At 60.9% G+C, this 13,160-nt stretch carries 9 protein-coding genes; all 9 read right to left on the reverse strand.

Annotation, left to right across the window (positions count from 1 at the left end; translation table 11 throughout):
• Positions 1-5: 5 nt before the first annotated feature.
• The gene (locus tag DevBK_RS17715) at positions 6-2,264 is read right to left on the reverse strand and encodes a tetratricopeptide repeat protein (protein WP_317186395.1); all 2,259 of its coding nucleotides are present in this window, start codon (positions 2,262-2,264) and stop codon (positions 6-8) included.
• Positions 2,261-3,307: a glycosyl hydrolase family 8 gene (locus tag DevBK_RS17720; RefSeq protein ID WP_317186396.1), complete on the reverse strand. Its 1,047-nt coding sequence runs from the start codon at positions 3,305-3,307 to the stop codon at positions 2,261-2,263. Before DevBK_RS17720 ends, DevBK_RS17715 begins: the two co-directional genes overlap by 4 nt.
• Positions 3,304-5,553, reverse strand: a complete 2,250-nt coding sequence (locus DevBK_RS17725; RefSeq protein ID WP_317186397.1) for a cellulose biosynthesis cyclic di-GMP-binding regulatory protein BcsB — start codon at positions 5,551-5,553, stop codon at positions 3,304-3,306. The genes DevBK_RS17720 and DevBK_RS17725 overlap by 4 nt, the downstream gene beginning before the upstream one ends.
• Positions 5,550-7,718 carry a UDP-forming cellulose synthase catalytic subunit gene (gene bcsA, locus DevBK_RS17730; RefSeq protein WP_317186398.1) on the reverse strand — a complete coding sequence of 723 codons (2,169 nt, stop codon included), beginning with the start codon at positions 7,716-7,718 and terminating at the stop codon, positions 5,550-5,552. Before bcsA ends, DevBK_RS17725 begins: the two co-directional genes overlap by 4 nt.
• A gap of 15 nt (positions 7,719-7,733) precedes the next feature.
• A complete protein-coding gene (bcsN, locus tag DevBK_RS17735) occupies positions 7,734-8,663 on the reverse strand; it encodes a cellulose biosynthesis protein BcsN (protein ID WP_317186399.1) in 930 nt (309 codons plus the stop codon).
• Between the two features lie 339 nt (positions 8,664-9,002).
• A complete protein-coding gene (locus DevBK_RS17740; RefSeq protein WP_061909044.1) occupies positions 9,003-9,668 on the reverse strand; it encodes an epoxyqueuosine reductase QueH in 666 nt (221 codons plus the stop codon).
• 201 nt (positions 9,669-9,869) lie between these two features.
• Positions 9,870-10,790, reverse strand: a complete 921-nt coding sequence (gene prpB / locus DevBK_RS17745) for a methylisocitrate lyase (protein WP_317186400.1) — start codon at positions 10,788-10,790, stop codon at positions 9,870-9,872.
• 94 nt (positions 10,791-10,884) lie between these two features.
• The gene (prpC, locus tag DevBK_RS17750; RefSeq protein WP_317186401.1) at positions 10,885-12,027 is read right to left on the reverse strand and encodes a 2-methylcitrate synthase; all 1,143 of its coding nucleotides are present in this window, start codon (positions 12,025-12,027) and stop codon (positions 10,885-10,887) included.
• 147 nt (positions 12,028-12,174) lie between these two features.
• Positions 12,175-13,149 (reverse strand): class 1b ribonucleoside-diphosphate reductase subunit beta, encoded by a 975-nt coding sequence (gene nrdF, locus DevBK_RS17755; protein ID WP_317186402.1) that lies wholly within the window; start codon positions 13,147-13,149, stop codon positions 12,175-12,177.
• Positions 13,150-13,160 lie beyond the last annotated feature (11 nt).

Genomic DNA, 13,160 nt, shown 5'->3' on the forward strand with positions numbered 1-13,160 from the left:
TCGGCCTAATACTGTGAAGCTCGTAGCTGCGACTGAGCCGCTTCGAGCCCTGCCAAAGCGTCGCCGTAACCCGTAGCAGCCACAGCCTCGAAAATTCGCTCGGCTTCGCGATAGCGCTTGAGCTGATAATAGCTCCAGGCCCGTAGGGTCAGCAGATCGTTGCGTTCTGCCGCGTAGCGCGAGCGGGCATCGAGCATGGCCAAGGCGAGCCGATAATCGCCAATCCCATAGGCGCTCGTGGCCTTGAGCGTCAGGATTGAAATTTCAAGTTCGATGGCGCGTTTGTCCGAGATCGGGGCTGCAGCGGCAGCCACGGCGGCTTCATCAGGCAAGCCAAGCCGCACATAGGCGAGGGCGCGCCCATAGGCGGCATCGCTGCGGATCGATTGGCTGGCCGAATCAAGCGCCCGTCCGAAATGATCAACCGCCTGGGCGGGGCGGTTGAGATCCATCAGACACCAGGCATGGGAGAGCGCGCTACCCGGAGAAAGGCTGGCAGGCGGACTATAACTTCGGCAACTGCCACCGCCGCTGCTGCCGCCACCCCCACCGCTGGGGACCGCGTCCTCCTGCGCAGGGGCTGCGGCATAATCCTGCCGCGCCTGGGTCGTCGTCGCCCGAACGGCCTGCACCTGTGCGGGGAATAGCGTCACATGCTGCGGCCTTGGCTTTGGCAGGGGTACGTTGAACCCCGTCGTCGTCACAGAGCCAAACTGGGCGATGCGTGCCGAGCGCCCGCCCCAACTGCGCCGGATTTCTTCCACTTGGGCGGTGTTTCCAAGCGCATTGGCCGCAACCATCATGCCATAGGCCGCAGGCTCGAGATCCGATTGCCAGCCCAGCGCTGTCTGGAACCACTCATAGGCCGTCTGCGGCTGGTTGAACGCATAGGCATACCAGCCGAGTTGCTGAGCTATGTCGGCATCGCGCGCCTTGAGCGCCACCCGGACGATCCGCGAGAGCGTGTCCTCGGGAATGGTCAGGCGCGGCTCGATGGCGATCATTGCCGCCGCTGCATCGCGATAGACGCCTTCAATGGTGTCGTTGTCGTCGTAGAATTCGGCCATGGCCTTTTCGGCGGCCGCAGGATCATCGAGCTGCATCAAGGCAACCCCAAGCCCTTCGGCCGATGCGGCAGAGGGATCGGCATCAACACCATCTTCAAAGTAGCGCCGTGCATCCTCAGGCTCGCTGCGCGCCAGTTCGAAATAACCAAGGAGTCGCAGGTCTTCCGCGTTTTTCGACGTGGTCGCTTCTTTGGCCAGCAGTTCGACGTCCGATTCTTCCGGCTTTTCGCCGTTCTCATCAAGTGCCGCAGCCACTGTGCTTCGCGCCAGGTCGAGCCGGAGCGCAGTGAATTCCGGCGTGCCATCGGTCCCCGGCTTTTCAAGCGCCAGCAGCGGATCGAGCTCGGCTCGGCTCAGCAGGGCCATGGCTTTCTGCATGGTTGCGAAGCGTTCGTCCGTGTCAGTGCAATTGTTGAGGATGTAGGAATAGGCGTCGATGCCGCGTTGCTTGGCATCGGTCTTGATGAAAGCTTCTGCCAGTCGCCAGAGATTATCGACGCTGGCGCAGGTCAAAAGCTGTGGCGCATTTGCCGCGATCGAAATGACCGCCTCGAATTGCCCGGCGTCAGAAGCCGCACGAAACCGTGTTCCTGCCTCGCCGCGCTCGATGGTTTCGAGGAGGTCGACAGTGGGCACGAAGCCTGGATCGGCCTGCTGCTTTTCCGCAATCGCCGCTCGCGCGCCGGCAAAATCGCCGGCCGTCACCAATTCCCAAATCCGCACGATTGTTTGGTCGGGCACGAAATCGGTGGTCAGCGGATCTGCTGGTGGCTGCCAATTGGGGTAGAGCGCCTGCAGCCGTTCGATTTCCCGCTGCAGTCTTTGCGTATCGCCCTGTTGAGCAAAATAGCGCAGCGCGGTTTCGTCGGGCTGGCCGGAGGGCGCTGTCTGCGGCACTGCTTGCGCAATGACCGGCGTTTGCGGGGCAACGGGCGCAGCAGTTTGCGCCAATGTGGTCGCTGGCTGGGCTTCAATTGCATTCGCCGGCGCACCGGTCGGCGGCACTATGGCAAACGGGATCGTGCCGGTGCGTGCGGTGGTGATCGGATCAACCGGCGTATTTGCAGCCGCGGGCTCTTGGGGCACGGCGGCCGGCGTCTGTGCGATTGCAGGCGCATTCCATGTCGTGTTCAGCCCAGCAGCCAGGCCGATGGCCGATACGCTCAGGGCAAAGAAGGCCCAGGTCCAATATTTCATGAGCCAGCCTCCTGACCAAGGCAATCAGGGCGGCTGCGGCGGAGATAGTCCAGCATCAGAAGCTGAAGGGTCGCCGCATAATAGCTCGTGGCCGAAAGGCTGCGCAGGTCTTCAGGGACCACTTGACCATTGGCGATGCATTCCATGCTCGCCTGGATTAAGCGATAGCCTGGTTCGGAAATCGGCTCCACCGCCTGCCCGGTATTGAGGTCGATCTTGAAGAGCCCAACCGAAGACGCCTTGGCGCGGAACGGTTCAAGATAGGATGGATCGGCGCCGCCCCGCATCAGATAGAGCGGAATGCGAATGCCGTTATAGCCGAACTCGGCGGGAAAATCGGGCGCCGGGCCAAGCTGGCCTGCAGCCATCACCACCCAATCGCCCGGAATGCCAGCGGGCGTGCTCTGCGCACGCTTCAGCAGTTCGAGCCCTGTCGCGCCGACCGATTCCCAATCGGCGGAAGGGTCGAATTCCTTGAAGACCGGCAGTACCTCGTAAATCCAGTAGGACGGATTGAGGATGGGCTGGCCGCTCGTCGCGTCGCTACCGGCAAAGCCATTGCTGCCGGGAAGGATCGCAAGGAGGCCATCGGCATAGGCGAGAAGATCGCGCCCGATGGTCTCGACAATGGCTTTGGCCTCGGCCGTGTACGATGGCTCGTTCCAGACCTGTCCGGCAAGCACCAGGCCATAGGCGATCAGCATATCGCCGTCCGTCGCATTGTTCGGGTCGGTCACATGCGGATCAGCATCCGGTTCCCAGCGCCAGGCGGCCAGGCCGTCGTCGCGGATCATCAGGTCGGTGCGGGTAAAACTCAGGATGCGCTCAAAACTCGGGCGGTCTTCGGCGAGCGCTGCCAGAATCAGTCCATAGCCCTGGCCCTCGCTGTGGCTGATATTGCCGTTACCTGTGTCGATGACGCGGCCGTTCTCGGCGACGAAACCATCGAGATAGGCTTGCCATTCCTGCGGCTCGATCACCGAAGCAGCCTGCGCTGGCAGGGTCATGAGGCCTCCCAGAGCGAGAGCGATGAGCCTTTTCATGATGGCCGTCCAATTCTGGTCAACATGCGCGAGGTCATGAGCATCAGCAAAACTGCGCCCAGAACGATCGCAAAGGTAAAGTATAAAATGTTGCCTGAGAACCAGTTAGCTGCGATCCGACGCAGATTTGTCGGCGAGAATGGCTCGGGCACCACGATGCTGACCATCTCGGCCGGCACGGAGGTCACCTCATTGTCTCCCGGCGCAAGGGCGCTTACCCGGCCGGCAATTTCGCGCCACATGACGGTGTCGATCAGGCGTTCGGTTCCGGCGCGCAAGGTCGCTGGGCTGGTCGAGGTCAGAAAGGTCCAGACCCCGCCCTCGGGCTGATGCGTCTGGGAAACGACCACTGCCTCGGCGCCGGGCACATAGGGCGTGTCGGGCGGCGGTATCAACCTGAGGTCGGCGGTGTCCACACCCAGATGCTCGCGCAACCAGGATTCGACATTGGTCAAGGGACTACTGGTTTCCCCGCCCGCGAATTGATCGAGCAAGGAATCGTCGCCGCCCTGCGCGCCAGGCTGGCCTGCCGCGGCCACGCCAGTGCGCCCTATATTGGTCTGCGATACGGCGCCCGTCGGCATGATCAGCACCGCATCCTGCTCGGGCGATAGATCGGCCTCCGGAATGATGGTGAAATTGATCATTCTGTTCGAGGCAGTCGCCAAACGTGTCGCGAACATCAGGGCCGAGAGGACCGTGTCGCGCCCCTGGCCGATCGCGGCGGGCACATTGGCTTCTTCGACATAGGGCCAGGACGAGCCGGTCAGCACCTGCAGGTCGGGTACGGTCGTTGCCCGCGCATAATCAGGCATGTGGAAATAACTATTGTTCGAGAGCACGAACCGCGTCGGCGCCGAACCGGTCCAGCCTGCGCCACAGGCCACGTCCGAGCGCGTCTGCAGGTTCACGGCAAAGGTCGCTTCGTTGCGGCCTGGCCGCAGATTGGTCATAGGAATGCGGATGCGCGTATCCTTGAGCAGCCCACCTTCGGTGCGCAGCATCGGGGTCGCCGACGCGATCTGCCCATTGGTGTAGATATCGATCTCGCTGCCCGGCAGCACGTCGCGCGAATAGGCCGCTTCGAGCACCAGTTCGAGTTCGCCATAGCGATAAGCATAGAAATCGGATGGCAGTTCGAACTGCATGGTTGTCGTAAAGCGCCGCCCGTTGAATTCGAGCCGGTCGACGCCGAGGCTTGCCATGCTCGCGGTCGTCCCCTCTTCCATCATCGGCAGGGGATAGGGCAGGTCGAGCCGTGGCCGATCGTCGCTCGCCGGCGCTGCCGTGAGCAGCGCATCCCCTGCCCGCGCAATGGATTCCCAATTCGGCCCGGAAATGACGAGCGTATACGCGCCTGTCGCGACTGGAACCATGGCCGCAATCGGCCCGGCGCTCGCTTGGGCCCGTGCGGCCTCCAATTCGGCTGGCAGTTCTGCCGCCGGCATAATGGCGACATCCAGCACACCTGGGGTCGGCGCCTCGGATGGCGCGTCGGCAAAGGAAATGTCGAGCTTGGGCACGCGCATCGAAAGCCCGATCTGCTGGGCAATCCGCATGGCGGCGCTCTGCGCTTGCGCATCCGCAAGCCCGTTCGCCGTAATCAAGCGCAGCGCCGTATCGCCCTGGGCATCGACGCCCACTGCCGCAAGATCGGTCAATTGCTGGATCGGCGCCAGCCCGGCCCCGGCGAGGACCAGTTTGGCGTCGGTGCTCTTGATCTCGGTCCAGAGTTGATAGGTCGAATCCACCGTGCAGTCGGTGCGGTGCCGTTGACTCGCGCGGAATTCGATCATGTTCGGCCCGGCCTGCAAGATGCCTGCGGGTACAGGCAGGCTCACGGGTGTGGCGGCCGAGGACGAGGCGATTGCGGTGTTGGAAATCTCGGTATTGTTGATGCGCACGCGCAGGCTCGAAATTTCCGGGGCAACGACGAGCGCGTTGATAAAGGAAAAATCGAGCGTTGCCGGCGCCGCGGCCTGCGCCTCGGTCAGATAGACAACGATCCCGTGCTTGTCCTCTTCGCCCGTCAGCCGAAGGCTGTCGAACGGCAGGATTGGCCGCTCGAAGGCCGCCGGGGCGGCAACAGGGGCGGGAGTCACAGTTGGCGTGCCGGGGACAGCTTGCGGCGCTGGCTGCACCACGAGGTCGTTTTCCGGCGTCATATCGAATGGCACCGGCTGAGCCCAGGCTGGCGACAGAGCCGCAATCACGGCAGCGGAAGACAGAAGCGCGCGCATCATCATTTGCCGAGCACCTTCCCCGAGCCGAACCGCAGAAGATAACCCAGCCCACGGCCCGTCTGATAGAGCGCGATGCCGAGGAACCGCGCGGTGCCGCGCAGAATGCCGATATTGACCTGGCGGGCGCTCTGGCGCATCTGCCAATTGCCCGAGTTGGCGTAGATGAGGTCTGCGATCAGGCGGTAGTGGTAACCGCGATCAGGCGCGTAGCGGCAGCCGAAAATGACGCCCTTGCCTTCCTGGGTGACCGACTGAATGGTCACGGGAAGGTCGGTGCCATCGATATTGGAGAGCGGGGTAAATCGCAGCCCCGTCGGCATCCCGCGCCCAAGACCGGCAGCCCCGGTCGGCAGGCGCACGGCAACGCCGCCGCTCGATACGTTGACCATCATGCCGCGCATCCATTCGCCGTCGGCCCCACGGATTTCGCAGCGCCGTTCCACGGCAACGCGCCGGCTGCCCCATCCTTCGCGACGCTCGGAAACGACGCCCAGGGCGCAGCCTGCAAGGATCAGATTGAAGATGTTCCAGCCGCCCACCACCATGGTGACTTCGGCTTGATAGGGCTGCGCGCCGATCTTCCAGATCGTCATGCCGACAGCGATCACCAGCAGTAGGAAGATCAGATAGAAGGGACGTGCAAGCTCGGACAGGCGCGAGGATTCAACGCTCTCGTCCTTTGCCGTCACGGTAAAGCTCGGCTTGTAGGGATTGCGGGCTACGGAAAACAATGCACCGAGCAAATGGACCGACTGGATATATTCGTAGAGTTCGGAAATCCACGGCCAGCGCCAGCGCCCAAAGAGCGAGTTCTGCATGACGAGGTTCACCACCACATAGGTCAGGGTATAGGCGGCAAATTCCCCGCCCGATGCGGTGAACACCTGCAGATCGAAGAAGAGATAAAAGAACGGCGCAAAAAGGAAGATCATGCGCGGGATAGGGAAGAGCCAGAAGAAGGTACTCGAGAGATAGCAAAGCCGCTGAGGCAGGTTGAGGCCAGCCTTAAAGAGCGGGAAGCTGAAGAGGAGAATCTGCATCATCCCCTGCGCCCAACGCGTACGCTGCCCGATGAAGCTGGCAAACGTCACCGGCTGCAGGCCTGCCACGAGGGGCTTATCGACATAGATCGAATTCCAGCCACGGCTATGCAGCTCGATTGCGGTTTCGCAGTCCTCGGTAATCGAGCGGCCTGAAAACCCATTGGTGGTGACGAGCGCCTCGCGACGCAACAGCGCTGCCGAGCCGCAGAAGAAAGCGGCGTTCCAGCGGTCTAGCCCGCGCTGGATCACGCCATAGAACATCTCGTTTTCTGACGGCATGACTTCGAACGTCCGGAGATTGCGCTCCAACGGATCGGGATTGAGAAAGAAGTGCGGCGTCTGGACGAGGAAGAGACGATTGTCCCGACCGAAGAAAGGAACGGTTTCCTGAAGGAAATCGCGGGCCGGGGCATGGTCGGCGTCGAACACGGCGATGAATTCGCCGGTCGAGTTGACAAGACCATTATTGAGATTGCCGGCCTTGGCGTGTTCGTTGCGGGCGCGGGTCAGATAGCGGCAGCCGAGGTCTTCGCAGAGTTTCTTGAGCTGTTCGTGCCGCTCCTGGGCGTCGGCGGCCTGCTCGGGATCGGGATTGTTGCGCTTGGCATCGGTCGAGCCATCGTCGAGCAGCCAGACGGTGAAGCGGTCTTCTGGATAGTCCATGCCCTTGGCAGCGGCGAGTGTGCCGGCAAGAAGTTCATAATCTTCGTTATAGGTCGGGATGAACACATCGACCAAAGGCACGGGCTCGTCGTCGGGCAAACGGATCGACTTGTGGCTCGGCATCGGCCGCACCACGACGAACAAGCTGAGGAACAGCATCAGAATGCAGTACATCTCAGCGAGATAAAGGATCAGCCCGGGGATGAAGTCCATCCACTGGTCGATCGGGGGCAGGGTGCTCGTCGTGCGCCAATAGGCATAGCGCAGCACGATAATGGTGCCGAATGTCAGCAGCAGCAGCCGCCAATTCCCTTCAAGCTTCAGGAGCTTGATCACCATCATGGCAAGGAGCAGCACGGCGCCCATCACGAGATGGGTCTGCAAGCTTACCGGGATCGTAACCAGCGTGATGACGACCGCCGAGATCGCGATCCAGAGGATAACGGTCAGCGCCTTATTCATGGCCTGCTTCCTTGCCTAATTGCCGCCCGAGAGCGGCGATGGAACCGTTACCCCTGTGGAGGTTGGCCGCGGCAAACCGCCGCCTATTGGTGTGGTCGTTCCACCCGGTGCGGGCACGATCGGCGCGCCCGGCGGTGGGGTGAGGATGGGTGTCGTCGTCTGAACCGTCTGCACAGGCTGGGCCAGGCGCGTCGGCGCAGGGCGTGTCACGGCGACAGGCTGACTGATGGGGATGACGTCAGCAAAGCCATTGGCATTTTCAGGCCTGATCGGCGCGGCGATGCGGCCGATTGCGGCTGGCGCCGCGCTCGGCGGGAAGACATCGGTGTTGAGCCGCAGGCGGTACATGATGTCGAGCAGCGCTTCTTCGGAAACGCCGCGACGGCAAAGTTGCACCCGGAGGATGATGGTGCCGCGGTCAACCGCGCCCGATGGGCGCAGGGTCGGCTCTACCCGCTGCCAAGCATAAAGGCAGACGTCCCCATTGGGCGGCCGCGCGATGGCATAGCCAAAGGGTCCGTAGTCGTTCTGCACATAATAGGGTGATACGGCCATGCCCGAGCCGGGCCAGGCGGCCAGCGCTTCTTCGGTCAGGTTGACCTGAGTGAATGGCACGTCCTTGAGCGCGGCATCGCTGCCATCGCCACCCTTGCTGGTGAAGCGGATGACGCTGATCTTGTTCTCGCCGACGCTGCGCGCTTCGGTCGCGAGCGAAATATCCTGCCGGATGGCATTGGGATAGGTCGTTTCCACGACGGTGATGATCGCTGGTCCGCCCGGCGGGGGCAGGATGATGGCCTTCGAGGGCCGGATGATCTCGGCTTCCGAGCTTGGCATGTCGCTCGTTGTGGCACAGCCAGCCATGGTCGCCGCTACGAGCGTAGCTGCAATACCATTCCGGACGATGTTGCCCCACGGGAGCACAGTGCGCGTTTTGTCCTGCATGTCAGATAAATCCGAGCTTAGCCCACGATTGCTAGCAACGGCGTCCTGCCTGCTGGATAGCTATGACAAAACTAGGAAAGCATGGTTAATGAAGCGATAATTAAGCCGCTCATTCATGACATGCCTGCCAAGGCCGCAATGCGGGATAGCAACTGGAGTTACCCAACCCCTCTACTTGCTGGCATTACGAAACCGCAGCATTGAGCGACTTCTTTTCGCCATATTTAAGAGAACCGATAAAATTTATACGGCATTGCACCAGTTGAGGGGCAATGGGGCGATTTAACTCGCAATTTATTGCCATTACGATTGGGACTAATCCCAATCAACGCGTCGGTTCTATTCCGAAGCGGTGTCCTTGCCGTAGTAGTTCTGACCGAGGACGATGCGGTCACGGCCAGTCGAAATACGGTGGTCGTTGGTGTCGCGGAGCGAATAGACGCAGCCGCAATATTCCTGCTGGTAGAATTCTTCGCGCTTGGAGATTTCGATCATACGCGCCGAGCCTCCGCCCTTGCGCCAATTATAATCCCAATAGGAAAGACCCTCATAAGGGGCTGCGGCCCGCTTTCCGCAGTCATTGATCTGCGCCATGTTTTTCCAGCGCGAAATGCCAAGCGAGCTCGTCATCACCGGAAAGCCATGCTCATGGGCATAGAGCGCGGTCCGCTCGAACCGCATATCGAAGCACATGGTGCAGCGAATGCCGCGCTCCGGCTCATGCTCCATGCCTTTGGCGCGCGCGAACCAGTTGTCGCGGTCATAATCGGCATCGACGAAGGGCACGCCGTGCTTTTCGGCAAAGCGGACATTTTCATCCTTGCGCAGCAGGTATTCGCGCTTGGGGTGAATGTTAGGATTGTAAAAGAAGATCGTATATTCGACGCCGGAGGCCAGCATGGCCTCCATCACTTCGCCCGAGCACGGCGCGCAGCACGAATGCAGCAGCACCTTCTTTTCGCCGGTGGGAGGGGTCAGGACTGGACGTTCAAAATCTTCGCTCATGCGCGCGGCATAGCAAAAGCGCGCAGAGATTTCCAGTTTTTCAGCGGATCGTTATGCGGATGGCGGCGAGAGTCACATCGAAGTGTCGCTCGATGTCTTCAAACCCACCGGCCGTCATCCCGGCGCAGGCCGGGACCCAGATTTGAAGAGAGGCCCCTGGTCAAGCGCGGGTGACATCATGCTTGCGCTAGCTTCAACGGTTCACTTGCCGTCAATCGGCTCCGGTATAACCGTCGCCACGATCGAGGCATCGAGCGCCTCATAGTCAGCCAGCCCGATTGCCGCATAAAGCTCGGCCCGCGTCTGCATGTCTTCGAGCATTGCCTTGGTCGAACCATCGCGCGCGATGGTGCCGTAAAGCTTTTCCTGTGCCTTGTTGGCGACGCGCAGCGATGAGACCGGCCAGATCACCATGCGATAGCCCATCTCCTCGAACTCGTTCGCGGTGAAGAACGGCGTGCGGCCAAACTCGGTCATATTGGCAAGGAGCGGCACACCCGGCATGCGCGCCGCGAATTCGCGGAACATTTCGGCCGTGTTCAAAGCCTCGGGGAAGATCGCATCGGCCCCGGCCTCCATGTACATCTTGGCGCGCGCCACTGCGCCATCCATGCCCTCGCTCGCCGCCGCGTCGGTGCGCGCCACGACATAAAGATGCCGCCGCGCCTTGGCTGCTGCCGCGACCTTTGCCGCCATGTCGCGCGCATCGGCGAGTTTCTTGTCGTTGAGATGCCCGCATTTCTTGGGCAGCAACTGATCTTCGAGATGCACGGCGCCGGCGCCTGCATCCTCAAAGGTGCGGACCATGTGCATGACATTGAGCGCCTCACCATACCCCGTATCGCCATCGACCAAGACCGGCAATCCGCTCGCCCGCGCCACCTGGCGGATGAAGAACGACACCTCGTCGACAGTGATGATGCCGAGATCGGGCAGGCCCATCGAAGCCGTCATCGCTGCGCCGGAAAGATAAAGCGCTTCGAACCCGGCATTGCGGGCCTGGATCCCTGCCATGCCATTATGCGCGCCCGGCAAGCGCAAAATGCCGCCGCGCTCGATCAGCGCCCGAAAGCGCAGCCCTGCCGGTTCGGTGGGCATTTCGGAGGAGAGAAGATACGGCATGGTCAATTCCTTTCGACGCTGGCCGGTTCTGCCGCGCGTCCAGCGGTCTTATCGTTCCCTCATCTTTCCAAGAAGAGGGCTCGTCGAGATGGGGTCATCGCTTTTCGATTGGGACAAAGGCGAGGTCTTCCGGTCCGGTGTAATTGGCGCTCGGCCGGATGATCTTGTTGTCCTGCCGCTGCTCGATGACATGCGCCGCCCAGCCTGATGTGCGAGCAATGACGAAGAGCGGGGTGAACATCGCCGTCGGCACGCCCTTCATGTGATAGGAAACGGCGCTGAACCAATCGAGGTTGGGGAACATCTTCTTGGCGTCCATCATGGTCGCCTCGATCCGCGCCGCGATGTCATACATTCGCGTCGATCCCGCCTCCTGCGAGAGGCTTTGCGCGACCTTCTTGATCACCTCGTTGCGCGGATCGGACACCGTGTAGACCGGATGCCCGAAGCCGATGATCACTTCGCGATTGTCGACCCGTTGGCGAATATCCGCCTCCGCCTCATCGGGGTTCGCATAGCGCTTCTGAATATCGAAGGCGACTTCATTGGCCCCACCATGCTTGGGGCCCCGCAGCGCACCGATCGCGCCGGCAAGCGCCGAGAACATGTCCGACCCGGTTCCGGCAATGGTCCGCGCGGTAAAGGTCGAGGCGTTGAACTCATGTTCGGCATAAAGGATCAGCGAGACATGCATGGCTTTCACATGGCTCTCGCTCGGCGCGGTGCCATGGAGCAGATGGAGGAAATGGCCCCCGATGCTTTCGTCGTCGGTCTCGACCTCGATCCGTCGCCCGTTTTGCGCAAAATGGTACCAATAGAGCAGCATAGAGCCTTGAGACGCTAACAGTCTGTTAGCAATATCCCGCGCGCCGCCAACGTTATGGTCGTGCGTTTCCGGCAGGACGCAGCCCAGGACTGACACACCGGTGCGCAACACATCCATCGGGTGCGTCGCCGCTGGCAGTAGTTCGAGCGCCGCCTTGACCACTTCCGGCAGTCCCCGCATGCGCTTCAGCGAAGCCTTATATGCCTTGAGTTCGCTCGTCGTCGGCAAGGTCCCGTGGATCAGCAGGTGCGCGACTTCTTCAAACTCGCAGTTCTGTGCAAGATCAAGGATGTCATAGCCGCGGTAATGAAGATCATTTCCGGTGCGGCCAACTGTGCAGAGTGCGGTATTTCCTGCAACCACGCCCGAAAGCGCCACGGATTTCTTTGGCTTCGGCAAGCTCAAGTGCATTCCTCCCTAACGCCGCCCAAGCTTCCTCCAAGCCAAAGCGACTCCCTCACTATAAGGGCCTCAGGCGCAGACGCAAACGAAAGGCCGCGCGCCAAGCACAATGAAAAAAGGCGCCTTGCGGCGCCCTCTTAAGTTCTTGATCTAAGATCAAAAATTCCAGTCTTCGTCTTCCGTCGCGATGGCCTTGCCGATCACGTAGCTTGAGCCCGAGCCCGAGAAGAAGTCGTGGTTTTCGTCAGCGTTCGGCGAGAGCGCCGAGAGGATCGCGGCGTTGACCTTGCAGGCTTCGGGCGGGAAGAGGGGCTCGTAGCCGAGGTTCATCAGCGCCTTGTTGGCGTTGTAGTGGAGGAACATCTTGACGTCTTCAGCCAAGCCGACGCTGTCATAGAGGTCTTCAGTATAGCGCGCTTCGTTGTCATAGAGTTCGAGCAAGAAATCGAACGCAAAGTCCTTGATTTCCTGCTTGCGCTCTTCGGAAAGGCGCTCGATCTCACGCTGGAATTTGTAGCCGATATAGTAGCCATGCACCGACTCGTCCTTGATGATGAGGCGGATGAGGTCGGCCGTATTGGTGAGCTTGGCGCGGCTCGACCAGTACATCGGCAGATAAAAGCCTGAATAGAACAGGAAGCTTTCGAGGAAGACTGAAGCGACCTTTTTCTTGAGCGCATCGCCGCTGTCATACTGCTGCATGATCAGCGTCGCCTTCTGCTGCAAGAAGGGATTTTCTTCCGACCAGCGATAGGCGTCGTCAACGTCCGGCGTCAGACACAGGGTCGAGAAAATCGACGAGTAGGAGCGGGCATGCACCGCTTCCATGAAGGAGATGTTCGAGAGAACCGCTTCTTCATGCGGGGTCTGCACATCGGCCATCAGGCGGATCGAGCCGACACCATTCTGGATGGTGTCGAGCAGGGTGAGACCCGTGAAAACGCGGATCGTCAGCTTCTGCTCTTCCGGATTCAGGGTCGCCCAGCTTGGAATGTCGTTGCTGAGCGGCACCTTTTCGGGCAGCCAAAAGTTCGACGTCAGGCGGTTCCAGACTTCGAGGTCCTTGTCGTCCTGGACGCGGTTCCAGTTGATGGCGCGTACGCGATTGACCGGCCGAAATTGCATATTCATCGGTTTGGCAG

Source organism: Devosia sp. BK, from assembly GCF_032907385.1.
Classification (GTDB): Bacteria; Pseudomonadota; Alphaproteobacteria; order Rhizobiales; family Devosiaceae; genus Devosia.

Bases quoted from the DNA above. Each gene is read 5' to 3' on its own strand.
- DevBK_RS17715 (WP_317186395.1), bottom strand. From the start codon at position 2,264: ATGAAATATTGGACCTGGGCCTTCTTTGCCCTGAGCGTATCGGCCATC.
- DevBK_RS17720 (WP_317186396.1), bottom strand. From the start codon at position 3,307: ATGAAAAGGCTCATCGCTCTCGCTCTGGGAGGCCTCATGACCCTGCCA.
- DevBK_RS17725 (WP_317186397.1), bottom strand. From the start codon at position 5,553: ATGATGATGCGCGCGCTTCTGTCTTCCGCTGCCGTGATTGCGGCTCTG.
- bcsA (WP_317186398.1), bottom strand. From the start codon at position 7,718: ATGAATAAGGCGCTGACCGTTATCCTCTGGATCGCGATCTCGGCGGTC.
- bcsN (WP_317186399.1), bottom strand. From the start codon at position 8,663: ATGCAGGACAAAACGCGCACTGTGCTCCCGTGGGGCAACATCGTCCGG.
- DevBK_RS17740 (WP_061909044.1), bottom strand. From the start codon at position 9,668: ATGAGCGAAGATTTTGAACGTCCAGTCCTGACCCCTCCCACCGGCGAA.
- prpB (WP_317186400.1), bottom strand. From the start codon at position 10,790: ATGCCGTATCTTCTCTCCTCCGAAATGCCCACCGAACCGGCAGGGCTG.
- prpC (WP_317186401.1), bottom strand. From the start codon at position 12,027: ATGCACTTGAGCTTGCCGAAGCCAAAGAAATCCGTGGCGCTTTCGGGC.
- nrdF (WP_317186402.1), bottom strand. From the start codon at position 13,149: ATGAATATGCAATTTCGGCCGGTCAATCGCGTACGCGCCATCAACTGG.